This window comes from Bacillus sp. T3 (genome assembly GCF_033449965.1).
Lineage (GTDB): Bacteria > Bacillota > Bacilli > Bacillales > Cytobacillaceae > Bacillus_BU.
On record NZ_CP137761.1, the window covers coordinates 1,130,018 to 1,154,676 of the forward strand.

A 24,659-nucleotide genomic window follows, 5' to 3' on the forward strand; every position below is an offset into this window, starting at 1 on the left:
TCCCGGATCACCCCGCGCGGCGCTGAGTGCCTGGAGTGGAAATCAACATCAGGACACAATTCAGATTATCAACAAACAAGTAAAAAGTAAAATTAATCTTTTTTTCAAAATTTGCGACGGATAAAAAGGAATTTGAGGGCCATTATGGAAATGTAGTTGTAGTCCAAAAAAGGAGATGAGGATAGTGAAAATATCTTATCATGGTCATTCTATTGTTAAAATCCAATTGGAGGAAAAGGTGATCTTGATTGATCCTTTTATTACAGGAAATCCGTTAACTGACTTAAAGGCTTCGGACGAAAAACCAGATGTGATTATTGTAACTCATGGGCATGGTGATCATTTAGGTGACACGATTGATTTGGCTAAGCGTAACAACTCCTTAGTGATTTCAAACTTTGAATTGGCCACGTATTTATCGTGGAAAGGCGTAAAAACACACGGAATGTCAATAGGTGGTGCATACCAGTTTGATTTTGGCAGAGTAAAGCTGACGCCGGCATTTCACGGGACCGGTCTCGTTACAGAAAAGCAAGAAATTATTTACCTGGGTATGCCAGCTGGAGTTTTAATTACCGTTGAAGGAAAAACCATTTATCATGCTGGAGATACGGGCTTGTTCTACGATATGAAGCTGATTGGTGAGCGGAATTCTATTGATTTAGCGTTCTTACCAATAGGAGATAATTTCACAATGGGTCCTGAGGATGCAGCCATTGCAGCACAATTTTTACAAGCGAAAAAAGTTATTCCGATTCATTTCAATACATTCCCCCCAATTGTTCAAGATCCGAAGCTATTTGTGGAATCGCTCAAGGCTGGGCAAGGCTTAGTGTTGGAGACAGGTGAGGGTATTGAACTATAATTAATTCATTATCGACTTTTTTCCAATCCTTATGCATAAAATGAAACATGTTTATGGTAAGGAGGACTGATGGATGGTCGGAAGTCGAAATCGTTATATTCTCTGTATGTTATTGTGTGGCTGGATGGTCTATTATGCAGGTCCAAGACTGAAAATTTTCCAAAGTGGAATAGAAGGAGTTTTTGCATATTTCTGGCTGTTGTTTGCTCTTATGGTGATAGCAGGTAATTTATCCGCGATTCTTTACTCATCAAAACAGTATAAACATAAGGACCGTAACCGCCCAAAATTGAAACAAAAAACGAAAATTCGATCATACCACGGGTAATTATAAGAGTTCATCAATATAAGAAATTGAATACCGTCAAACTTCACTTTATAATATAAGAATAAGTTTATTTGCTAGATTAGTTTTCATTTTGGAAATACTTTTAAAAAGGGTGAAGGCCTTGGCAACGAAGCACGAACAAATCTTACATTATATTGATGAACTGCCTGTTGGTGAAAAAATTTCGGTACGGCAAATCGCGAAGGCAATGAGTGTTAGTGAAGGGACGGCCTATCGAGCGATCAAAGATGCGGAGAATAAAGGATATGTTAGCACAATTGAACGTGTGGGTACAATTCGGATTGAGCGAAAAAAACGAGAAAATATTGAGAAGCTCACCTTCGCAGAAGTAATAAATATCGTCGATGGGCAAGTATTGGGCGGACGAGCTGGATTACATAAAACGTTGAATAAGTTTGTCATTGGTGCAATGAAGCTTGAAGCAATGATGAGATATACAGGGGCGGGAAATTTATTAATTGTCGGGAATCGGACAAATGCGCATGAGCTTGCATTAAAGGCTGGTGCAGCAGTATTAATTACCGGTGGTTTTGATACGGATGATTACGTTAAAAAAATAGCTGATGAACTTCAGTTACCGATTATTTCAACCAGCTACGACACCTTTACTGTTGCCACGATGATTAACCGTGCCATTTATGACCAATTGATAAAAAAAGAAATCGTCTTAGTAGAGGATATCTTAACTCCACTAGAAAATACGGTTTATTTGACAACCGAATCAACAGTGGCAGAATGGTACCATCATAATCGTGAAACACTGCATAGTCGCTTCCCTGTTGTTGATCAGAACATGAAGGTTCAAGGAATGGTTACTTCAAAGGACGTTATTGGACATGACTCCGAAATAAATGTTGATAAAATCATGACGAAGAATCCGATGACGGTAAGTGGAAAAACAAGCGTTGCCTCTTCTGCTCATATGATGGTATGGGAAGGGATTGAGGTGTTGCCTGTTGTGGATGATTCCAATAAGCTAGAGGGGATGATTTCAAGACAGGATGTTTTAAAAGCATTGCAAATGATTCAGCGTCAGCCGCAGGTTGGTGATACGCTGGATGATACCGTAACAAGCAGGCTCACACTTGTTCAAGGACGAGCAAAAGGGGAAGAAGTATATCGTTGCGAGGTTACCCCGCAAATGACGAACCATCTGGGAACGATTTCTTATGGTGTTTTAACGACGATTGTAACCGAGGCATCAAATCGAATTCTCAGAAGCTCGAAAAAAGGTGATTTAGTTGTTGAAAATATGACAATCTATTATCTTAAGCCTGTTCAAATTGACAGTACTCTCGAGATTATTCCTAAAGTTCTCGAAGTAGGCCGAAAGTTTGGGAAAGTCGATGTTGAGGTGTTTAATGAAGGTGTGTTAGTTGGAAAAGCGTTAATGATGTGTCAGCTGATTGACCGATCGTAATGGAGAAAAAGGCTGATTCACATGTCTGACTTTCGCAAAGAAGGAGACGAGTGACCAGCCTTTTCATACAAGTATTAATTTTGGCTCCATTCCTCTGCTTCCTTTTGAGCATATGGAAGATAATGGCGGTATGCTTTTATACCATTAAAAGCACTTAAGAAACCTAGAATAATAAAGATTGATGCAATGATATAAGTTACGACTGTATGGAAGAGAAACAGCTGATTAATACCAAATAAGCCAACAAATAAACCAAGTGATATGCTTGATTTTGCTGATATCCACTTTTTCTCTGCGGGTTTATTGGAACGGAAATATTTCGTCTTATAATATAGATATAGGGCAATCGAAATCATAATTAAAAAAACAAAAATTGGCATTTTACTTTCCTCCAAGCTATGAGAATCTTCTCCTATTTTAGCTGTATTTGAAGGGAATTTCCAATCACAAGTAATAAAAATTGAATTTTCTTAATAAGGAGTTAACTATGAAACAAAAAATAATAGAAATTATTCGTCAATATGAAACGATTATCGTCCACCGTCATGTCCGCCAGGACCCGGATGCCTACGGTTCTCAATGCGGACTTGTGGAAGTATTAAAGGCATCTTTTCCTGAAAAAAAAGTATATGCAGTTGGAAAGGAAGAAGAATCGCTCAATTTCATGCGCCGACTTGATCGGATCCCGGATGAAGCATATCAGGGAGCTTTAGTTATTGTCTGTGATACGGCAAATGTAGAAAGAATTGATGATCGACGTTATACAATGGGAGATACTTTGATTAAAATCGACCACCATCCAAATGAAGATCCTTACGGAGATATCGTTTGGGTTGATACAACATCAAGTTCATGCAGTGAATTAATTTATGAATTTGCTAAAGAAAATGGCTTAACGATTACAGATGAAGCAGCTAGACTACTTTATGGCGGGATTGTCGGGGATACTGGAAGATTTTTATATCCAAGTACTACCGATAAAACCTTTGTTTATGCTGGGGAACTTATTCATTATAATTTTTCAAGAACTGAGTTATATGACAAAATGTATGAGCAAAAGTCAAACATTGTGAAGCTAAATGGATACGTCCTACAAAACTTTGAAATGAGAAAAAATGGTGTAGGTTCGATGATCATCTCGAAGGAATTACTCCAAAAGTATGATGCAAGGCCATCAGAAGCATCCCAATTAGTTAGTGTTTTAGGGAATGTAGAAGGGTTGATTGCTTGGGTGTTTTTTATTGAAGAGGATGATCAAATTCGCGTTCGCCTTCGCTCCAAGGGTCCTGTGATCAATGGTGTTGCCAAAAAGCATAAGGGTGGCGGTCACCCGCTCGCTGCAGGTGCATCGATTTATTCATGGGATGAAGTAGAAGACGTTCTCCGAGATGTTGAAGAAATTTGTAAATAATCACTTTTCAAGAGTGGGTCTTTTCATGGCCCACTCTTGAAGCTACTATCAATCCAAATGCAGTTCAACCGTAATGGATAAGGTTGTATAAATAAAAATTTCCTTTATTTCAAGACGATAGCGTTTATCATAGACCTTCACTACTTTATTTTCAATTGACCTTCGCATTAGCTCTCGGCTTTTATAAACTGTTTCAATATCCTTGGCAAGTAAAACATTGATATCTTCCTTTACCCCATCTTCAATTTGATACACACTTAAAAGGTCTAATTTATATTTATCGTAATTAGCGACCCTTATTTTAATCTCTTGGACGGTCATTTTTTCTAGATTTTTTTTGTTTAGTTCTTTAAATTCATCTTGCCAAATTTTTATATCTTCATTTTGCTCTTTAATCGTATCCCTCTGTTTTTGAATTTGCTCGGATTGCTTTTCCTGCCAGACGCCAAATATATAAAGAAAGATTCCCCAACTGATCACACCACCGATTGCCATTCCTGCGAAAAACTGTTGCCATGATGGTTTATGGTAATAAGGAGGAATTCTCATGGTGCTAAATGCTCCTGAGTCAGCCATTTAATTAAAAGTGCTCCGGTTTGCGCTCCTCCAAGGGCAGAAAGGATGAGCATAAATTGTTTAAATAAATCCTTTGTCTCCCCTTGAAGCAGACCTCTTTCAAAGCTGTAGACTGTATCAAATGTTCCTCCAATAGCTGCGACAATTGCCCAAATTCTCAGGGCATTTGAAAAATTATAGATGGCCGTTAATGGTGGATTTCCTGTTAAAAAGGTTGCCAAGCCACCAATGATTGAGCCTCCTAGGATAACGCCAAGGGCAATAAAATAACTTTCAATAAAGGATTGAAAAAACGTTACTTCCTTCAAGTGATATCCACCTTTTAGCTCGACATAATTCATTTTATGGACAAACCTTCGATAATATGAATATATCTAATCTGGATAAGAACTATTCATGCACAAAAAACAGAACATATTTTCTTTTTTGTAATAGAAGTTTTATAATAACGATAGATAGAAGTGATAAGGGTGTGAAGAAATTTGTCTTTTATTCACCTGCATGTTTACAGTTCCTATAGCCTTTTATCAAGTACCGCTCAAGTAAGCGAGCTTGTGAAAAATGCAAAAGCAAAAGGATTTCCTGCCATTGCCTTAACGGATAAAAACGTGATGTATGGAGCAGTGGCTTTTTATAAAGAATGTCTCAAGCAATCAATTAAACCAATAATTGGGTTAACGGTTGATGTAGAAAGTGACATTACCATAACGAATTCGTATCCTCTTGTACTATTAGCCGAAAATCAAACAGGATTCCAAAATCTCCTCAAAATTTCAAGTGCAGTCCAAACGAGATCAGAAAAGGGCATTCCAATTAAGTGGTTAAAACATTATGCCAGCGGGCTGATTGCTCTAACTCCGGGAAGCAAGGGTGAAATTGAAACCTTACTCATAAATAGGGAGCATGATCAAGCCAAGCAACTAGGAGAAAAATTTAAAGGAATTTTTGGATCGGAAAATTTTTTCCTCTCCCTACAGAATCATCAAACGAAAGAAGATTTGGAGCTGATCGAATCACTTAAAAGATTAGGGGAAATCTCAGGTATTCCTTTAGTCTGCACCAATCAGGTTCATTATTTAGAGCAAGAGGATGCATTTGCACATGAATGCTTACTAGCGATAAAACAAGGCGTAAAATTGAGCGATGATGATCGGGAACGGTTGGAAAATAACGAGTATGACTTAAAGAGTGCAAAACAAATGACAGAGCTCTTCGCTGAAATTCCAGATGCTCTTGAAAATACATTGAAAATAGCAGATAGGTGTAATGTTCAGCTAAAACTTAATCAAAAGATGCTACCAAAATATCCGATTACGGATGGTCTTTCTTCAGAACATTTACTTGAAAGGCTATGTATACGCCGGGTTTGAACAAAGATATCCCAATCCTACAAATTTACATAAAAAAAGACTCCAATATGAGCTCAGCGTTATCCATAAAATGAAATTTAGTGATTATTTTTTAATTGTCTGGGATTTTATGAGATTTGCACGGGATAACGGAATCTTAACAGGACCCGGACGGGGATCGGCAGCGGGTTCAATGGTTGCCTATGTACTCCAAATAACTGATATTGATCCTATTGAGCACCAGCTTCTGTTTGAGCGCTTCTTAAATCCAGAACGTATCTCGATGCCCGATATCGATATCGATTTTCCTGATAATCGTCGAGATGAAGTCATTCAATATGTTTCGGAAAAATATGGCCCATTACACGTGGCTCAAATTATAACGTTTGGGACATTAGCTGCGAAGGCAGCAATAAAGGATGTTGGGAGGGCATTTGGCTTTAATCCAAAGGAGCTAGAACAATTGTCTTCTTACATCCCTCCAAAGCTGGGGATCACATTGTCAGAAGCGTTACAGCAATCGGAGCTGTTACGGAAATTTATTTCGGAATCAGAGCTCAATCAACGCTTGTATAACACGGCAGTAAAGCTTGAGGGACTGCCAAGACATACATCAACTCATGCAGCGGGTGTTGTCATCAGTGAGCAGCCGCTAATCGAGACAATCCCAATTCAATCAGGTCACAATAATGTGTATTTAACACAATATTCGATGGAATACTTAGAGGATGTTGGTTTGTTGAAGATGGATTTTCTTGGACTAAGGAATTTATCCTTTATTGAATCAATTTTATTAACTATTTATCGGCAAACAGGACAGAAAATCGATATCCGTTCTATTCCGTTAGATGATCTCCAAACCTTCGCGCTATTAGCAGCGGGGAATACAACTGGTGTTTTCCAATTAGAATCGGATGGTATGCGGAAGGTCTTAAAGCAGCTTAAGCCATCCAGCTTTGAGGATATCGTTGCCGTAAATGCTCTCTATCGTCCAGGTCCGATGGAGAATATTCCTCTGTTTATAAAGAGAAAACATGGTCAGGAAAACATTTCGTATCCACATCCAGACCTAGAATCCATTCTGAAAAAGACGTATGGCGTTATTGTCTATCAGGAACAAATAATGCAAATTGCGGCGGTGATGGCAGGCTTTTCACTAGGAGAAGCCGATTTACTTCGTCGCGCAGTAAGTAAAAAGCAAAAACAGACGCTAGATCGTGAACGCAATCATTTTGTTACAGGTGCCATCAACAATGGCTTTAGTGAGCAGATTGCCAATGACATATATGATTTAATTGTTCGCTTTGCAAATTATGGTTTTAACCGATCCCATGCTGTTGCCTATAGCTTCATCGCTTATCAGCTTGCTTTTTTGAAAGCACATTACTCGGTATATTTTATGACTTGCCTCCTGACTTCAGCTATTGGCAACGACACAAAGCTGGTTCAGTATATTCGAGAGCTTGTCGGCATGAATATTAATTTATTGCCACCGTCGATTAATAAAAGTGAAAATGCTTTTCAAGTTGAAGGAAACGCGATCCGTTATAGCTTACTAGCTCTTAAAGGGGTTGGAGGAATTGCTTTAAGGGAAATCTTCAGGGCACGAAAGCAGAAACCATTTCAAGATTTATTTGATTTTTGCCTAAGGGTTTCTCCGAAGATTGTAAATCGGAAAATTCTTGAAGTACTTGTTCACTCTGGCAGCTTTGATGAATTTGGTCAAGATCGAGCGGTACTACTAGCCAGCTTGGATGTGGCAATCGAGCACGCCCAACTGTTTAGGCCAGAAGACGCAGCCCAAATTGATTTCTTTCAAGATGATGAATTTATGATTAAGCCAAAATATGTTGAAGTAGATCCAATCAATATTGAAGACAAGCTTGCATTTGAAAAAGAGGTTTTGGGATTATTTCTATCTGATCACCCCATTTCCACTTTTAAGAAAAAATTAAATGCTTCGGGTATCACGACGCTAGCGGATTTGAATACCGGAATTCGTCATGCAATTAAGGGTGTTTATATTACAAATGTTAGAACAATTAGAACGAAAAAAGGGGAGCCAATGGCTTTTTTAACCGTAAGTGATCAAAGTGGTGAGCTTGATGCTGTTGCTTTTCCTCAAACCTTTAAAAAAATCGGACAATTATTAAAGCAAGGGATGATGCTAATAATTGAGGGAAGTGTAGAGGAAAGGGAGGAGAAATTACAATTTAACATCAAGAATGGACAGGAAATTACAGATTATTTGTCGAAAAAGGATAAGTCAAAACTTTATTTAAGGTTGGAAGCGGACAAACAAACTCCGGAGAAACTACAGGAATTAAAAGCGATGTTGCACCTCTATAAGGGAGATATTCAAGTTGTTCTTCATTACGAAGGAATTGAAAAAACACTCCTATTGTCAGAGGATGAAAGGGTAAACGGGTCTGAACGATGTATCAAGGAGTTAAAAGAGTTAATAGGTGCAAAAAATGTAATATTGAAATAATCAAAACTTTACATCTATTTATAGAATGTTATATATTGAAAATATGACAACTGGTCAGACCACTAAGAGGTTCAATAGTAAAAAATGAATAAAGTGATTTCTTGTTACAATTGAGGGAGTGGAAAAGTTGACTATACGTGAAGAAGCATTACACATGCACAAATTAAACAAGGGAAAATTAGAGACTGTACCAAAGGTCCAAGTACAAAATGCAAAGGATCTTAGTTTAGCGTATTCTCCAGGAGTTGCAGAGCCGTGCAAGGAAATTTATGATCGTCCTGAAACCGTGTATGACTATACAATGAAGAGTAATATGGTTGCAGTCGTTTCCGACGGAACCGCTGTACTAGGACTTGGAAATATCGGCCCTGAGGCAGCACTTCCTGTTATGGAAGGGAAAGCGGTATTATTTAAAAGCTTTGCTGGAGTGGATGCATTCCCGATTTGCTTAAACACAACAGATGTTGAAAAAATAATAGAAACGGTAAAATTACTTGAGCCAAACTTTGGCGGAGTGAACCTTGAAGATATTGCCTCCCCTAATTGCTTTGTTATCGAAGAACGGTTAAAAAAAGAAGCCAATATTCCTGTTTTTCATGATGATCAACATGGAACGGCAATTGTTACAGTAGCTGGACTTGTTAATGCTTGTAAGCTTGCTGGGAAAAAAATAACTGAAATTAAAGTGGTTGCGAACGGAGCTGGTGCTGCGGGTATCGCGATCATTAAGCTCTTATATAGCTATGGTGTTCGTGATATTATCATGTGCGATACGAAAGGTGCAATCTACGAAGGTCGTCCTGTCGGCATGAATAGTATAAAGGACGAAGTATCCAAATTTACGAATCAAGAAAACCTTCAGGGCAGCCTTGCTGACATTATTAAAGGGGCCGATGTATTTATTGGGGTCTCGGTTGAAGGGGCACTTACGGCTGAGATGGTCAGTACGATGAATGAAAAACCGATTATATTTGCGATGGCCAATCCGAATCCGGAAATTATGCCTGCTGTTGCAAAGGATGCAGGTGCTTGGGTTGTTGGTACAGGCCGCTCAGATTTTCCAAATCAAGTAAATAACGTCTTAGCATTTCCTGGAATATTCCGAGGTGCATTAGATGTACGTGCAACTCATATTAATGAGGAAATGAAGGTAGCAGCAGTAGAAGCGATTGCGGGTCTAGTCAATGATGATGAATTAAATGCCGATTATGTTATTCCTGGACCATTTGACCCTCGCGTTGCGCCAGCGGTCGCTGCAGCAGTTGCGAAAGCAGCGATGGAAACAGGAGTAGCTAGAATTAAGGTAGATCTTGAAGAAATAGTAGAAAAAACGAAAAGGCTTGCGAAAATCGGAAAAAGCGAGTGACATAAAAAGTGAATAATTCACATGAGAATTCCAAGGTTTATTTAGAGATTGTTAAACAACTCAGAACGATGATTCATACGGATAAACTTAAACCTGGTGATAAAATTCCATCTGAACGCGAATTGACAGAGCGCCTTAATGTAGGGCGCTCTTCCGTTCGTGAGGCCCTTCGTTCTTTGGAGCTTCTAGGCTTAATTGAGACACGTCGTGGCGATGGAACCTTTATTAAAGATTTTCGAGGGCACCAGCTTGTCGAATTAATCAGTACATTTATCCTCCAGGACAATGAAGCAAAAGAAGATGTACATGAAACGAAATATTTAATTGAATTGGATTGTTTACGACTGATTGTTCAAAGAAATAATGATGAAAAGTTGAACAATTTATATCATTGGCTCCAAAATCATGATTTTGATGATGATGAGTATTTTTTTAACATTGTCACTTTGTCTGAAAATCGGTTATTATTAAGAATCTGGTTAATTTTAAAAGATTATGATAAGGCACTGAAAACCGGAGAAAAAAAATTGCCAAAGAACTATTACTATGCCCTTATAGAAGCATTAATGAAAAAAGACCAAACCGCTATTCTCTCTGCTTTCAATATGTTGCGGAAACTGTCGAGTTATTAACGACGCATTCTTACAAATTTTTATAGTCATCTCTCGTATAATGGGAGACAAGCAATTTTATTGTATGAGTGGTCTGACCATTTCTGACACAATAGAAAGAAGGGTTAACTAAATTGTAATGTTTGTGATTTCATAAACATTAGTGAATTCACAAGGGAGGTACCACCTTGCTTAAAGAGCTTTTTACGAAAAATTCGAAACCGAAAAAGAAAAAGTATGCCACGATTCCATCTGAACATACGTATACAGATGTGCCAGAAGGGATCATGACAAAGTGTCCTAAATGCAAAAAGAATATGTACACTAAAGAACTTGTAAAAAACCTAAAGGTTTGTTTGCATTGTGATTATCATTTTCCGCTAAATTCAAAAGAAAGAATGGAAAGCTTTCTCGATGAAGGAAGTTTTGCTGAAATCAATGAAAATATGATTTCAACAAATCCTTTACACTTTCCGGATTATCTTGAGAAGGTAGAAAGTGATCGTAAGAAAACAGGCATAAATGAAGCGGTTGTAACGGGTACTGGTAAGGTCAACGATATGCAAATCGTTGTGGCAATCATGGATTCTACATTCAGAATGGGGAGTATGGGATCGGTTGTTGGCGAAAAAATCACAAGGGCAATTGAGAAGGCCGATGAGCTAAAGGTGCCATTTGTTATTTTTACTGCTTCTGGCGGTGCTAGAATGCAGGAAGGTGCCTTAAGTTTAATGCAAATGGCAAAAACAAGCGTAGCGCTAAAGCGATTTAGTGACAATGGCGGCTTAATTATTTCGATTATGACTCATCCTACAACTGGCGGTGTTTCCGCAAGCTTTGCTTCGCTTGGAGATTATAATTTAGCAGAACCTGGGCGCATTAATTGGTTTTGCGGGTCGAAGGATTATTGAACAAACCATTCGTGAGGAACTTCCGGAAGACTTCCAAACCGCTGAATTTTTGTTAAAGTTTGGTCAGCTTGATGCTGTCTTCTCAAGACTAGACTTAAAGGAAAAAATATCGACTATCCTCGACATTCATCAACCAGGAGGTGATATTCAATGGTAGGAGAACTTGAATTTGAGCGTCCGATTATCGAGTTAAGAAAAAAATCTCAGACTTAAAGGAATTCACGAAAACAGCTGAGGTTGATTTATCCTCAGAAATTTTGAATCTTGAAATAAGACTTGAGAAGCTTGAAAAAGAAATCTATGAAAACATGAATCCATGGGATCGGGTCCAAATCGCCCGCCATCAAAATCGCCCAACAACGCTTGACTACATCGATAAATTATTTACAGATTTTATTGAATGTCACGGGGACAGAACGTTCCGGGATGATGAAGCAATCGTGGGTGGAATTGCGAAATTTAAGGAACTCCCAATCACAATCATTGGGCATCAGCGTGGGAAGGATACGAAGGAGAATATCCGCCGTAATTTTGGTATGCCGCATCCTGAAGGCTATCGAAAGGCTTTACGTTTGATGAAGCAGGCTGAGAAGTTTCGTCGACCGATTATTTGCTTTATTGATACAAAAGGCGCTTATCCAGGGAAAGCTGCAGAAGAACGTGGACAAAGTGAAGCGATTGCCAGAAATTTATTTGAAATGGCTAGCTTAAAGGTCCCTGTTGTTTGTATTGTAATCGGTGAAGGCGGAAGTGGGGGTGCGTTAGCCCTTGGAGTAGGAAATCGCATTTACATGCTAGAAAATTCAACTTACTCTGTTATATCGCCAGAGGGAGCAGCCTCTATTTTATGGCGTGATGCGGCTCTTGCTAAACAAGCCGCCCAATCCATGCAAATTACGGCTCCTGACTTGAAGAAATTAGGAATTATTGATGAGATTATTCCTGAAGTTCGAGGCGGTGCCCATAAGGATGTTCAAGCACAGGCAGTAGAAATCGAAAAAATGTTGCTGAAATCTTTAAAAGAATTACGAGCACTCTCAGAGGAAGAGCTAGTTAACGATCGCTATGATAAATTCAAAGCAATCGGTGAGTTTGCCTTCACGACAGAATACAGTACAGTAAAATAATAAAACCTAGCCTGTGGTTGTTCATAACAGCTGCAGGCTTTCCTCTGTTTCCTCTATAATTTTTTACCAAAAAAAGGGTAACTACCACAAAAATTTTCTTACCTCCAATATAAAGCGGTTGCAGTTTCCGAACTATTCCGTCTATAAAAATATAGGTAAAGAATAAGTTGTTATACCTCTTTCTTCGTGTTATTTTAGAAATATTCCATGGCATATTGATTATAATAAGAATGTCAACTTATTTTTCTCGGCTTTAAGAAATTATTTACATAGTTTATTTATTAATTTAATGAGGTGATTCATCATGAAAAGAATTGGCGTATTAACCAGTGGTGGAGATGCTCCGGGAATGAATGCAGCTGTTCGTGCCGTTGTCAGAAAAGCAATCTACCATAATTTAGAGGTCTATGGGATTTATGGTGGCTATGCAGGCTTAATCAGTGGAAATATTAAAAAGTTAGAATTAGGATCAGTTGGTGACATCATTCATCGTGGCGGAACCATGCTGTATTCTGCGCGTTGTGAAGAGTTTAAAACGAAAGAAGGGCAACAAAAAGGGATTGAGCAATTAAAAGCTCACGGTATTGATGGTCTTGTTGTCATCGGTGGTGATGGCTCTTATCGAGGAGCCAAAGCTTTAACTGAGCAAGGTTACCCTTGTGTTGGTGTTCCTGGGACAATTGATAATGATATTCCTGGAACTGAATTAACAATTGGTTTTGATACTGCGCTAAATACAGTAATCGATGCAATCGATAAAATTCGAGATACTGCAACAAGCCATGAAAGAACTTTCGTGATTGAAGTAATGGGTCGTGACGCAGGTGATATCGCACTTTGGTCTGGTTTAGCAGGTGGAGCAGAAACAATCTTAATTCCCGAAGAGAATTATGACATGGAAGAAATCTTGAACCGTTTGAAAAAGGGCTCAGAGCGTGGTAAGAAGCATAGTATTATTGTGATTGCTGAAGGCGTTCGAAGTGGTGTTGATTTTGGAAATGAGCTTAAAGCTATGACAAATGCCGATGTTCGTGTTTCTGTATTAGGACATATTCAACGCGGTGGTACTCCTACTGCAGCGGACCGAGTTTTAGCAAGCCGATTAGGAGCGCATGCAGTCGAGCTTCTGATCAATAATAAAGGCGGACGAGCTGTAGGGATTGAACGAAATCGTTTAGTTGATTACGACATCATTGAAGCACTAGCTCAAAAGCATCAGGTTGATTATGATTTGTTAAAATTATCGAAAGAGTTATCAATATAAGAGAAATTAATTTGCAGGAGGATTTTGTAAATGCGTAAAACAAAGATTGTTTGTACGATTGGCCCGGCAAGTGAAAGTGTTGAAAAGCTTACTCAGTTAATAGAAGCTGGCATGAATGTGGCACGATTAAATTTCTCACATGGAGATCATCATGAACACGGAGAAAGAATTCGAAACATCCGTGAAGCAGCAAAGAATACAGGAAAAAATGTTGCCATTCTTTTGGATACAAAAGGACCAGAAATCCGTACCAATAATATGGAAAACGGAGCGATTGAACTTGCTGTTGGACAAGAAGTAAGAATCTCAATGACTGAAGTACTTGGGACAACTGAGAAGTTTTCTGTTACGTATGAGGGGTTAATTGATGATGTTCACCCTGGTTCGACTATTCTTCTTGACGACGGCTTAATTGGACTTGAAGTATTAAAAGTTGAAAAAGAAATTGGTGAGATTGTAACAAAGGTTCTAAACGGTGGAACATTAAAAAATAAAAAGGGCGTCAATGTTCCTGGTGTTCGAGTTAATTTACCAGGGATTACTGAAAAGGATGCACAGGATATCCTTTTTGGAATAGAGCAAAATGTTGACTTTATCGCTGCATCCTTTGTTCGACGTGCAACAGATGTTTTAGAGATTCGTCAATTGCTTGAAGACAATAAGGCCACACATATTAACATCATTCCAAAGATTGAAAATCAAGAAGGTGTAGACCACATCGATGAAATTTTAATTGTTTCTGATGGCTTAATGGTGGCTCGTGGAGATCTAGGTGTGGAAATTCCTGCAGAGGAAGTACCACTTGTTCAAAAAGCACTAATCAATAAATGTAATGCACTTGGAAAGCCAGTCATTACAGCGACACAAATGCTTGATTCAATGCAAAGAAATCCACGTCCTACCCGTGCGGAAGCTAGTGACGTTGCCAATGCAATCTTTGATGGTACTGATGCAATCATGCTATCGGGTGAAACAGCTGCAGGACAATACCCTGTGGAAGCTGTACAAACGATGCACAATATTGCTTCTCGTGCTGAAACAGCTTTAGATCATAGAGAAATTCTTTCAAACCGCAGTAAAAGCACTGAACACAATTTAACCGATGCAATTGGTCAATCAGTAGCTCATACAGCTTTAAATTTAGATGTTACTGCCATTATTACTCCTACTGAGAGTGGACATACGGCTAGAATGATTTCAAAGTATCGTCCTAAGGCACCAATTGTTGCTGTAACTTCGAATGATTATGTGTTACGTAGATTAGCGCTTGTCTGGGGCGTATATCCTCAATTTAGCCAAAAAGCAACGACTACTGATGAAATGTTAGATTTTGCTGTAGATGCATCTGTAAACAGTGCAATCGTTAAGCACGGTGACCTCGTTGTGATTACAGCTGGTGTCCCTGTTGGAGAAGCTGGTACAACAAACTTAATGAAGATTCACATTGTTGGTGATGTGTTGGCTAAAGCTCAAGGGATTGGCCGCAAATCGGCTTATGGTAGGGTTGTTATTGCGCAAAATGCAAGTGATGCATTAAGCAAAGTAAAAGAAGGAAATATTTTGGTAACAATAGGTACTGATCGTGACATGGTGCCTGCAATTGAAAAATGCAGTGCTTTAATTACCGAAGAAGGCGGATTAACAAGCCATGGTGCTGTAGTTGGTCTGAATTTAGGGATTCCTGTTATTATTGGTGCAGAAGGTGCAACCAAGTTATTAAAGGATGGACAAGAAATTACCGTTGATGCAGCGCGAGGCGTGATTTATAACGGCCATGCTAGTGTTCTTTAATAAATAAGGATTACACTAATATTGTCAAAAGGATGGGGCTAAGCTTCCCATCCTTTTTTGAAACGTTAAAGGGAGTGGAGAAAAGTTGCGTTATTTGATCGCGCTTTTAATTGTTGTTCCGGCTGCGGAGATTGGCTTTTTGTTGTTATCGGGTAAAACAATTGGAATTTTTCCTACTATATTACTGATTATTTTATCAGGGGGAATTGGAGCCTACTTGGCTAAGCAACAGGGCTTAGAAACGTTAAGAAGGGCGCAAGAGCAGCTCCAGTATGGACAGATTCCTGGTGAGGCAATCTTAGACGGAATTTGCGTATTAATCGGTGGGACAATGTTATTATCACCAGGATTTATAACCGACATTTTGGGGTTATTCCTTTTAATTCCGACTTCTCGGGTTGTATGCAAAAAGCTAATCACCAAGTTTCTAAATAAACGTCTACAAAATGGCAGAATCAAGATTATTCGATGAAAAGGAGGGTGACTGCTTCTAGTCATCCTCCTCAATTGTTAAGCTTTGGTGTTTATGTCATTCCCTTTTATATATCCCCAAATATCATGAAATACCTTTGCTCGATGCAGCGTATTGATAATGACTAAGGTAACTGGACCGACAATTAATCCAAGAAATCCAATTAATTTGAAGCCGATAAATAAGGCAATTAAGGTAGCAAGTGGATCAAGGCCAATGTTCGAGGATAACACCTTCGGCTCCATCACCTGACGCTGAACAAGGACAATGATATAGACTATACATAAGCCAATTGCAAGACCCGTTTCACCGGTAATAATTTCATAAATAATCCACGGTACGAAGATTGCGCCAGTTCCGAGATATGGAATGATATCTACAATACCAGCTATGAGCGCAATCGTAATCGCATAATCTACCCGCAAAATAAGCAAACCGATTAGTATAATAATCGTCGTCATCGATACGAGGGTTGCTTGTGCCTTTAAAAAACCGAACAACGCCTTTTTTAAATCAAAAAAAACAGTTTTCCCACTAGCTTTGGCGCGACTTGGAAGAAAACGTCCTGCTAAAGTTGAAAGCTTATACCAGTCTTTGCTGATAAAAAACGTCGCGAGAAGTGAAAAGATAAGAACAGTAGCTGCATTTGGAAACCATGATAAGATGTTGGGGATATTTCCAAAAAAGTTCTTGATAAAGTTTCCAACGGTAGATCCAAATGTTTTCCCGACATTTTCAATATTATTGATAATGGTCTCCTGCTGACCTGTATCAAGATTTTGAAAAAGATTTGTGATTTGATGGTAAAATGGCAGGATTTGCCCAGCTACCATTTGTTGTATGTAGGTAATAATCGTATCAAGATGATCAGGGACTACATCAGCAATATAATTGGCACCTGTTACAATTTCTGCGATTAACAAGGTGATTAATCCTGCAAATACTGCAAAAATAAAGATAAGCGTGATGAAAACAGAAAGTGCCCTTGGCATTCTACCTTTTGTTTCTAAAAAATTAACAAGCGGATTCATGATAAAGGCAATAATAAAAGCGATGATAAAGGGGTAAGTAATTTTAGATAAATAAAAAATGCTAAGTACTATGAGTATGACAAAACCGATTACGAAAAGAAAACGAAGGAATCGAAACAGGTTAATTTTAGTCAATAAAGTTCCTCCTTTATCCGTTTTAATAGCTGTATTTTAACATTTTTTAGCAATATTAGCATGGGAAATGGTCCTGTAACGATGAAGGTTTTATGAAGGAATATGCTACTAAAGAGGTGCAAGAATTTGAGTTTCGAACCATATGCTTTTTTAACTATATTATTTGTGGTAGCGTTTATTGCCAAAAATCAATCGATGATTATTGCTGTGTTGTTTCTTTTAGTGATGAAAGTAGTTGGGATGGACGCAAAGGTATTTTCCTATCTCCAATCAAAGGGCATCAATTGGGGAGTGACGGTCATCACCATTGCTGTTCTAGCCCCTATTGCTTCCGGCGACATCGGATTTAGAGATTTATCAGGAGCGTTTAAAACACCATATGCGTGGATTGCGCTTTTATCAGGGATGGCTGTTGCTCTTTTAGCAAAAGGTGGAGTCGTGTTGCTTGCGGAAGATCCGCATATTACAACGGCACTCGTATTAGGCACGATTCTCTCTATTTCGTTGTTCAAAGGCGTTGCGGTTGGACCTTTAATTGGGGCTGGAATAGCCTATATGGCAATGAAAATCGTTCAGGTTTTCGTGGCAAAATAATTTATTTTTTTACAAATTAAGCCGTTTTCGTTCACAAAAGTCTGATAATTGTTTATAATAAGATTTGTAAGTCAATCTTCATACGAAAAAAACATTATAACCATCTTTATAATGAATTTGTAAAAAATGAAAACCTTTTCTTTTTTGACAATTCGTTTAAAAATTGACTTTGAATGGTAATTCATTCATTTTAACCTTGTGATTTAACTAAACAACAACAATGTGAATTCAAAAATTAAGTTTACAAAACTATATTTCTATTTGGTAGTATTCTGAGTAAGCGCTCAATCAAAGAATTCTTTTTGGTCTGTGGCTTGGCTGTTATCAGCTAACTTTTTAGGGTAGTTATCTACTCATATATGAACAGAGGGGTATCTTTCTGACTCGCTTTAAAATAAACGGGTTTTTAGTTTTGAAGCAGATTTTTACAGACAAAGGGTTAATGGGGAATTTTTATTTAGAAAAGGAGAGATTTTTATGACAGTTACACGTGGTCTTGAAGGGGTAGTAGCAACGACTTCATCAATTAGCTCGATCATTGATGATACCCTTACTTATGTAGGGTATGATATTGATGATTTAGCAGTAAATGCTAGTTTTGAAGAAGTTATCTACCTTTTATGGCATCGCAGACTTCCGAACGCACAAGAATTAGCGGAGCTAAAAAATCAACTTGCTGAAAATGCAGGTTTACCACAAGAAATTCTTGATCATTTCAAAATGTACCCAATCGATCAAGTACATCCAATGGCTGCCCTCCGTTCAGCGGTTTCTCTATTAGGTCTTTATGATGATGAAGCAGATTTAATGGATGAAGAAGCAAACTACCGTAAAGCTATCCGTCTTCAAGCAAAATTACCAACTATTGTTACTGCTTTTTCTAGAATCAGAAAAGGCTTAGAACCAGTAGCACCACGTAAGGATTACAGTATTGCTGAAAACTTCCTATACATGTTATCCAGGTAAAGAGCCTGAAGCAATCGCAGTAGAAGCTTTCAATAAAGCGTTAGTTTTACATGCGGACCATGAGTTAAACGCTTCTACGTTTACGGCGCGTGTTTGTGTGGCAACTTTATCTGATGTATATTCCAGGAATTACAGCTGCAATTGGTGCATTAAAAGGTCCATTACATGGTGGAGCTAACGAAGCAGTAATGAAAATGCTTTCTGAAATTGGTACATTAGATAATGTTGAACCATATATCCGTGGTAAACTTGCTAATAAAGAAAAAATTATGGGCTTCGGCCACCGCGTCTATCGTTTAGGTGATCCACGTGCGAAGCACTTACGAGTAATGTCTGAAAAATTAACAGAATTAACTGGTGAGCCACAATGGTATATCATGTCAACTAAAATCGAAGCGATTGTTACAGGGGAAAAGAAACTTCCACCAAACGTTGATTTCTATTCAGCGTCTGTATACCATAGCTTAGGTATTGACCATGATTTATTCACACCAATCTTTGCTGTAAGCCGTGTATCTGGCTGGTTGGCTCATATTTTAGAGCAATACGAAAATAACCGCCTCATCCGTCCACGTGCGGACTATACTGGTCCTTCTTTACAAAAATATGTGCCAGTTGAGCAAAGAGCGTAAGAAAAAAACTTGATATTTTACTTTTCAAAAAAAACTGATTAAAATATATAGGGGACAGTTTTTTTGTAAATTAATGATTAGTGCAGCGACTACTACGGTTCGGTTTTTGTTAAAATAAAACCGGAACTGTCTCAAGCAATTGAGTCGTCTGCACATTTTCATGACTTGGAGGGAGAAAGACATGCAAGGAGAAAAAATCACAGTAAAAAATGGAGTATTGAATGTACCAAATAACCCAATCGTTCCTTTTATCGAAGGAGATGGAACAGGCCCGGATATTTGGAGAGCAGCTTCACGCGTATTAGATGCAGCAGTAGAGAAAGCTTATAAAGGTGAGCGTAAGATCGTTTGGAAGGAAGTATTAGCAGGTGAGAAAGCTTTCAACCAAACAGGTGAATGGCTACCGCAAGAGACTCTTGATTTAATTAATGAATACCTAATCGCAATCAAAGGACCTCTTACAACTCCTGTAGGTGGCGGAATCCGTTCATTAAACGTTGCTTTAAGACAAGAATTAGATTTATTCGTGTGTCTACGTCCTGTACGTTGGTTCGAAGGTGTTCCTTCACCAGTTAAACGTCCACAAGACACTGACATGGTTATTTTCCGCGAAAATACTGAAGATATCTACTCAGGTATTGAATACCAAAAAGGTAGTGAAGAAGTTAAAAAATTAATCAACTTCCTACAAACAGAAATGGGAGTTTCAAAAATTAGATTCCCTGAAACATCTGGTATTGGGATTAAACCAGTTTCTGAAGAAGGTACAAAGCGCTTAGTTCGTGCTGCTATCAACTATGCAATTAAAGAAGGTCGTAAATCAGTAACTATTGTACATAAAGGTAACATTATGAAATTTACTGAAGGTGCATTCAAAAACTGGGGCTACGAGCTTGCTGAACAAGAATTCGGCGATAAAGTATTCACTTGGGCTCAATATGACAGATTAGTTGAACAACAAGGTCAAGAAGCTGCTAACAAAGCACAAGCTGAGGCAGAAGCTGCTGGAAAAATCATTGTAAAAGATGCCATCGCTGATATCTTCTTACAACAAATTCTTACACGTCCACGTGAGTTTGATGTAGTTGCTACGATGAACTTAAACGGTGACTTTATTTCTGATGCCCTTGCTGCACAAGTAGGTGGTATTGGTATTGCTCCAGGAGCTAACATCAACTATGAAACTGGACACGCAATTTTTGAAGCAACACATGGTACAGCACCTAAATATGCTAACCTTGATAAAGTAAATCCTTCATCTGAAATTCTTTCTGGTGTTCTTATGCTTGAGCACTTAGGTTGGACTGAAGCGGCTAATATGATTGTTAAATCAATTGAGAAGTCCATTGCTTCTAAAGTTGTAACCTATGACTTTGCTCGCCTAATGGATGGAGCTACAGAAGTGAAATGCTCAGAATTCGGTGACGAATTAATTAAAAACATGGAATAAAATAGTAATGCTACAACTCAAGGTGCATGGCTTTAACAGCCTCTGCGCCTTGAGTTTAACATTTTCAAGGCTTTGAATAACAGGAGTACATCTTTACGTGCTAAAAAAATTGGGTTTAATGAATTAAAGGGGGGTATACAAATGGCAATTAATCGTAAAAAAGTATCTGTTATTGGTGGAGGATTTACAGGGGCCACTACTGCTTTCTTAATCGCTCAAAAAGAATTGGCAGATGTAGTATTAGTTGATATTCCACAATTGGAAAATCCAACTAAAGGGAAAGCTCTAGATATGTTAGAAGCTAGTCCAGTTCAAGGCTTTGACGCTAAAATTATTGGTACATCTGACTATGCAGATACTGCTGATTCAGATATTGTGGTTATTACAGCTGGTATTGCTCGTAGGCCTGGTATGAGCCGTGATGATTTAGTTCAAACAAACCAGAAAATTATGAAGAGCGTTGCGAAAGAAATTGCAAAATACTCTCCAAACGCATTCATCATTGTATTAACAAATCCAGTTGATGCAATGACTTACACAATTTTTAAAGAAACAGGATTCCCTAAAAACCGCGTAATCGGTCAATCAGGTGTTCTTGATACAGCTCGTTTCCGTACTTTCGTTGCCCATGAGCTCAATTTATCAGTTAAAGATATTACTGGTTTCGTATTGGGCGGACATGGTGATGACATGGTTCCACTTATTCGCTACTCTTTTGCTGGTGGTATTCCATTAACTACACTAATTCCACAAGCTCGCTTAGAGCAAATTGTTGAACGCACACGCAAAGGTGGCGGCGAAATAGTTAACCTACTAGGTAATGGTAGCGCATACTATGCCCCAGCTGCTTCTCTTGTTGAAATGTGCGAAGCCATTCTCAAAGATCATAGACGGATTCTTCCTTCTATTGCATACCTTGAAGGGGAATATGGGTATACTGGTATTTACCTTGGCGTTCCTACAATCCTTGGTGGAAACGGAATTGAAAAAGTTATTGAGCTTGATTTAACTCCAGATGAAAAAGTTGCTCTAGATCGTTCTGCGGAGGCAGTACGTAACGTAATGGGCGCATTAGTTTAATAGAATGCTAAAAGGTTCGGGTGACAATTACCGAACCTTTTTTGTATTTTTCGTATTTAAATTGTTCGTTCATACCGCATATGACCTTCAATATTGTGTAAGTTTTATTAAATTTGTTAAGTATTTGTAAATAATTTTCGAGTTCTTGGCGAAATCTTTGAATATCTACTATGATGGAATTAGATGAAAAACAAATGACAGAATATTATGGAATATGATAGCGGAGGCCATTATGGAAAAAAGAGTTCTTGTAGTGGATGATGAACAATCGATTGTAACTCTACTTCAATATAATCTAGAGCAATCAGGATATAAGGTAACTACTGCTTTAGACGGTACTACAGGTAGGGATTTAGCGTTAACAGAGGAATTTGATATGATCATTCTTGATTTAATGCTACCAGGAATGGATGGAATAGAGGTTTGCAAACAGTTGCGTCAGCAAAGAGTGTTAACACCAATTTTAATGTTAACAGCTAAGGATGATGAGTTTGATAAAATTCTTGGATTAGAGCTCGGTGCAGACGATTATATGACAAAACCATTCAGTCCGCGCGAAGTGGTTGCGCGAATAAAAGCGATATTACGTAGGACTGAAATTCAGCAACCAGTCCAACCACCTCAAGAGGTTCAAGAGGACCATATTGCAATTAAAGATTTAGCTATCTACCCCGATCATTTTGAAGCGTTTATTAACGGAGAGCTATTGGAGCTTACACCAAAGGAATTTGAACTGCTTGTTCATTTAGGGAAGCACAAAGGGAAGGTTCTAACGCGAGATCAATTATTAAGTGCGGTTTGGAATTATGATTTCGCAGGTGATACAAGAATTGTCGATGTACACATCAGTCACCTCCGAGACAAAATCGAGCCTAATACAAAAAAACCGGTTTATATTAAAACAATTCGCGGTCTAGGATATAAATTAGAGGAGCCAAAAGGAAATGATAAAATTCCGAACTAGGCTACTGTTTGCTTTAATTACCCTAATTTTTGCCGTGTTGATTGGTTTAGGGTTGTTATTGGGTCAGCTATTTAAACATTATTATACAAATACAATTAATGAACGACTGCAAAAGGAAAGCAGTTTAGTTACTTCCTACATAGAAGAAAATGGTGGAATCAACACAGTTAACCGTAAAAAAATAAATGAGCTAAGTAAACTTCTCGATGCAAGAATTTCAATCACAGACTTAAATGGAAAAATTCAATTTGATAGTAGTGAACTATCAAAAACGATTGATAAGGATCGACATCAAGAAATTTTGCAAGGCATTATTGCAAAGAAACAAACGGAACAGGATGTTGTTGAAAATTATAATGGAACTCAGCTTCATTATTACTGGTATCCACTTAAAATTGATAATGAAAAACAAGGTTACGTGTTTCTTAGCACTGAAATGGATGTCTTAAAACAGGCGTATAGTAAGATTTGGTGGTTACTTGTCATTAGCTTTATTTTAGCTTTAATCGTGATTGGCATTTTGGGTGGAAGTATTACATCACGATACATAAAGCCGATTGAATCGGCAACAAATGTTGCGATGGAACTGGCAAAAGGGAATTACCGAGCTAGAACCTTTGAGGATCATGTTGACGAAACTGGGATGCTCAGTACCTCTATAAATATTTTGGCCAGAAATCTTCAGGAAATGATGAAGGCAACAGAAATGCAACAAGACCGCCTGACCACGTTAATTGAAAATATGGGAAGTGGTCTCATTTTAATTGATAATCGCGGCTATATTTCGTTAATCAATCGGGCATTTAAAGAGGTTTTTCATGTAAGGCCTGAGAGATATTTATATCGTGTTTATTACGAGGTTATCGAACATCGAGAAATTTCTGATTTAGTCGAGGAAATATTCATTACAGAGCAGCAAGTTAAGCGCCATATGGTACTTCCACTTGGGATTGATATCCGCCATTTTGAAGTATTTGGAGCACCGATTATTGGGACAAATGATGTATGGAAAGGAACCTTACTTGTTTTCCATGACATTACCGAATTGAAGAAGCTAGAGCAAACTAGAAAAGATTTTGTTGCTAACGTTTCACATGAGCTTAAAACTCCGATCACTTCAATCAAAGGATTTACCGAAACACTTTTGGATGGGGCTAAGGATGACCCGGAATCGTTAGAGGCCTTTTTAAATATAATTTTAATGGAAAGTGATCGTCTGCAAACGTTAATTCAAGATTTATTAGAGTTATCGAGGATTGAACAGCACCGCTTTAAACTAGATATTAAAGAAATTAATCTTATTTCGATTTTGAATGAAGTAATTACGATGTTAAATAAAAAAGCGACCGAAAAAGGAATTGCGATAACGTTTGAAACACAACATGAAAGCCTAATGCTTGAGGGGGATTTGTTTCGACTTAAGCAGGTTTTTATCAATGTCATTAATAACGCCATTATGTACACTCCGAAAAATGGGAAAATCACCATATTAATGGAAGAAAAAGAGAGCAAAGTGCAAGTAAAAGTCGTAGATACAGGGATTGGAATCGAAAAACATGAGATTCCGAGAATATTTGAACGCTTTTACAGAGTTGACAAGGCAAGAAGTCGAAACTCAGGGGGGACTGGTCTTGGTTTAGCAATCGTCAAGCATTTAATCGAAGCGCACAAAGGGACGATATCAGTGAAAAGTGAGGTAGGAAAAGGTACCACCTTTACGATTTTACTGAAGAAAAAATTAACCTAACTGGAATTCTCGTAAAAATTAATGAAGATGTAATAGTCTGTTTATATTTTGTTAATA

Annotated in this window: 18 protein-coding genes and 4 pseudogenes; 18 read left to right on the top strand and 4 right to left on the bottom strand. The window is 38.1% G+C overall.

The genetic code is table 11. The annotated features are described in order from the left end of the window. Positions 1-184 precede the first annotated feature (184 nt). From RGF10_RS05810 to RGF10_RS05820, 3 genes are all read left to right on the top strand, one after another. Entirely contained in the window at positions 185-865 is a 681-nt protein-coding gene (locus tag RGF10_RS05810) for a metal-dependent hydrolase (RefSeq protein WP_318508030.1), read from the top strand. A gap of 73 nt (positions 866-938) precedes the next feature. Next, complete coding sequence (locus RGF10_RS05815; protein WP_318508032.1) at positions 939-1,193, top strand: hypothetical protein; 255 nt, start codon at positions 939-941, stop codon at positions 1,191-1,193. A 121-nt stretch (positions 1,194-1,314) separates the two neighbouring features. Further along, positions 1,315-2,634, top strand: a complete 1,320-nt coding sequence (locus tag RGF10_RS05820) for a CBS domain-containing protein (protein WP_318508034.1) — start codon at positions 1,315-1,317, stop codon at positions 2,632-2,634. Between the two features lie 74 nt (positions 2,635-2,708). Here the strand turns inward: RGF10_RS05820 and RGF10_RS05825 are convergent, their stop codons facing one another. Further along, positions 2,709-3,014: a YtpI family protein gene (locus RGF10_RS05825; RefSeq protein WP_318508036.1), complete on the bottom strand. Its 306-nt coding sequence runs from the start codon at positions 3,012-3,014 to the stop codon at positions 2,709-2,711. A 107-nt stretch (positions 3,015-3,121) separates the two neighbouring features. On the opposite strand from RGF10_RS05825, the gene RGF10_RS05830 reads away from it, so the two are divergent. Continuing rightward, the gene (locus RGF10_RS05830; RefSeq protein ID WP_318508038.1) at positions 3,122-4,045 is read left to right on the top strand and encodes a DHH family phosphoesterase; all 924 of its coding nucleotides are present in this window, start codon (positions 3,122-3,124) and stop codon (positions 4,043-4,045) included. A gap of 48 nt (positions 4,046-4,093) precedes the next feature. Here the strand turns inward: RGF10_RS05830 and ytrI are convergent, their stop codons facing one another. Together ytrI and RGF10_RS05840 are read right to left on the bottom strand one after the other, a co-directional pair. Beyond that, entirely contained in the window at positions 4,094-4,594 is a 501-nt protein-coding gene (gene ytrI / locus RGF10_RS05835) for a sporulation membrane protein YtrI (protein WP_318508040.1), read from the bottom strand. Beyond that, entirely contained in the window at positions 4,591-4,962 is a 372-nt protein-coding gene (locus tag RGF10_RS05840; protein ID WP_412176682.1) for a sporulation membrane protein YtrH, read from the bottom strand. Before RGF10_RS05840 ends, ytrI begins: the two co-directional genes overlap by 4 nt. Before the next feature lie 141 nt (positions 4,963-5,103). On the opposite strand from RGF10_RS05840, the pseudogene dnaE reads away from it, so the two are divergent. The 8 genes and pseudogenes from dnaE (at position 5,104) to RGF10_RS05880 (ending at position 16,003) form a co-directional block, all read left to right on the top strand. Next, a pseudogene (gene dnaE, locus RGF10_RS05845) lies at positions 5,104-8,461 on the top strand (DNA polymerase III subunit alpha). A gap of 127 nt (positions 8,462-8,588) precedes the next feature. Next, complete coding sequence (locus RGF10_RS05850) at positions 8,589-9,827, top strand: NADP-dependent malic enzyme (RefSeq protein WP_318508044.1); 1,239 nt, start codon at positions 8,589-8,591, stop codon at positions 9,825-9,827. Positions 9,828-9,835: 8 nt separating this feature from the next. Then, complete coding sequence (locus RGF10_RS05855) at positions 9,836-10,459, top strand: FadR/GntR family transcriptional regulator (RefSeq protein ID WP_318508046.1); 624 nt, start codon at positions 9,836-9,838, stop codon at positions 10,457-10,459. Positions 10,460-10,626: 167 nt separating this feature from the next. Further along, positions 10,627-11,506 (top strand): annotated as a pseudogene (gene accD, locus RGF10_RS05860) (acetyl-CoA carboxylase, carboxyltransferase subunit beta). Continuing rightward, positions 11,500-12,476: pseudogene (accA, locus tag RGF10_RS05865) on the top strand (acetyl-CoA carboxylase carboxyl transferase subunit alpha). Before accD ends, accA begins: the two co-directional pseudogenes overlap by 7 nt. A 304-nt stretch (positions 12,477-12,780) precedes the next feature. Then, complete coding sequence (gene pfkA / locus RGF10_RS05870; protein WP_318508048.1) at positions 12,781-13,740, top strand: 6-phosphofructokinase; 960 nt, start codon at positions 12,781-12,783, stop codon at positions 13,738-13,740. 30 nt (positions 13,741-13,770) lie between these two features. Continuing rightward, the gene (gene pyk, locus RGF10_RS05875) at positions 13,771-15,531 is read left to right on the top strand and encodes a pyruvate kinase (RefSeq protein WP_318508050.1); all 1,761 of its coding nucleotides are present in this window, start codon (positions 13,771-13,773) and stop codon (positions 15,529-15,531) included. An 85-nt stretch (positions 15,532-15,616) separates the two neighbouring features. After that, entirely contained in the window at positions 15,617-16,003 is a 387-nt protein-coding gene (locus tag RGF10_RS05880) for an FxsA family protein (RefSeq protein WP_318508052.1), read from the top strand. A 38-nt stretch (positions 16,004-16,041) separates the two neighbouring features. Here the strand turns inward: RGF10_RS05880 and ytvI are convergent, their stop codons facing one another. Further along, a complete protein-coding gene (gene ytvI / locus RGF10_RS05885; RefSeq protein ID WP_318508054.1) occupies positions 16,042-17,169 on the bottom strand; it encodes a sporulation integral membrane protein YtvI in 1,128 nt (375 codons plus the stop codon). A gap of 102 nt (positions 17,170-17,271) precedes the next feature. Between ytvI and RGF10_RS05890 the strand changes: the two genes are divergently transcribed. From RGF10_RS05890 to pnpS, 6 genes and pseudogenes are all read left to right on the top strand, one after another. After that, on the top strand, positions 17,272-17,763 hold the full coding sequence (locus RGF10_RS05890; RefSeq protein WP_412176683.1) for a DUF441 domain-containing protein: 492 nt from the start codon (positions 17,272-17,274) through the stop codon (positions 17,761-17,763). A gap of 477 nt (positions 17,764-18,240) precedes the next feature. Next, positions 18,241-19,361 (top strand): annotated as a pseudogene (gene citZ, locus RGF10_RS05895) (citrate synthase). Positions 19,362-19,542: 181 nt separating this feature from the next. Then, the gene (gene icd, locus RGF10_RS05900; RefSeq protein WP_318508058.1) at positions 19,543-20,811 is read left to right on the top strand and encodes an NADP-dependent isocitrate dehydrogenase; all 1,269 of its coding nucleotides are present in this window, start codon (positions 19,543-19,545) and stop codon (positions 20,809-20,811) included. A 141-nt stretch (positions 20,812-20,952) separates the two neighbouring features. Beyond that, entirely contained in the window at positions 20,953-21,891 is a 939-nt protein-coding gene (gene mdh, locus RGF10_RS05905) for a malate dehydrogenase (RefSeq protein WP_318508060.1), read from the top strand. A 232-nt stretch (positions 21,892-22,123) separates the two neighbouring features. Further along, positions 22,124-22,855, top strand: coding sequence for a response regulator transcription factor (locus RGF10_RS05910; protein WP_318508062.1), 732 nt, complete (start codon positions 22,124-22,126; stop codon positions 22,853-22,855). Continuing rightward, complete coding sequence (pnpS, locus tag RGF10_RS05915) at positions 22,836-24,602, top strand: two-component system histidine kinase PnpS (protein WP_318508063.1); 1,767 nt, start codon at positions 22,836-22,838, stop codon at positions 24,600-24,602. Before RGF10_RS05910 ends, pnpS begins: the two co-directional genes overlap by 20 nt. The last annotated feature ends 57 nt before the right edge of the window (positions 24,603-24,659 follow it).

Excerpts from the sequence above, each read along its gene's own strand:
- pnpS (WP_318508063.1), top strand. The coding sequence starts at position 22,836 with ATGATAAAATTCCGAACTAGGCTACTGTTTGCTTTAATTACCCTAATT.
- RGF10_RS05910 (WP_318508062.1), top strand. The coding sequence starts at position 22,124 with ATGGAAAAAAGAGTTCTTGTAGTGGATGATGAACAATCGATTGTAACT.
- RGF10_RS05825 (WP_318508036.1), bottom strand. The coding sequence starts at position 3,014 with ATGCCAATTTTTGTTTTTTTAATTATGATTTCGATTGCCCTATATCTA.
- pfkA (WP_318508048.1), top strand. The coding sequence starts at position 12,781 with ATGAAAAGAATTGGCGTATTAACCAGTGGTGGAGATGCTCCGGGAATG.
- mdh (WP_318508060.1), top strand. The coding sequence starts at position 20,953 with ATGGCAATTAATCGTAAAAAAGTATCTGTTATTGGTGGAGGATTTACA.
- icd (WP_318508058.1), top strand. The coding sequence starts at position 19,543 with ATGCAAGGAGAAAAAATCACAGTAAAAAATGGAGTATTGAATGTACCA.
- RGF10_RS05890 (WP_412176683.1), top strand. The coding sequence starts at position 17,272 with ATGCTACTAAAGAGGTGCAAGAATTTGAGTTTCGAACCATATGCTTTT.
- RGF10_RS05830 (WP_318508038.1), top strand. The coding sequence starts at position 3,122 with ATGAAACAAAAAATAATAGAAATTATTCGTCAATATGAAACGATTATC.
- RGF10_RS05815 (WP_318508032.1), top strand. The coding sequence starts at position 939 with ATGGTCGGAAGTCGAAATCGTTATATTCTCTGTATGTTATTGTGTGGC.
- ytrI (WP_318508040.1), bottom strand. The coding sequence starts at position 4,594 with ATGAGAATTCCTCCTTATTACCATAAACCATCATGGCAACAGTTTTTC.
- RGF10_RS05840 (WP_412176682.1), bottom strand. The coding sequence starts at position 4,962 with ATGAATTATGTCGAGCTAAAAGGTGGATATCACTTGAAGGAAGTAACG.
- pyk (WP_318508050.1), top strand. The coding sequence starts at position 13,771 with ATGCGTAAAACAAAGATTGTTTGTACGATTGGCCCGGCAAGTGAAAGT.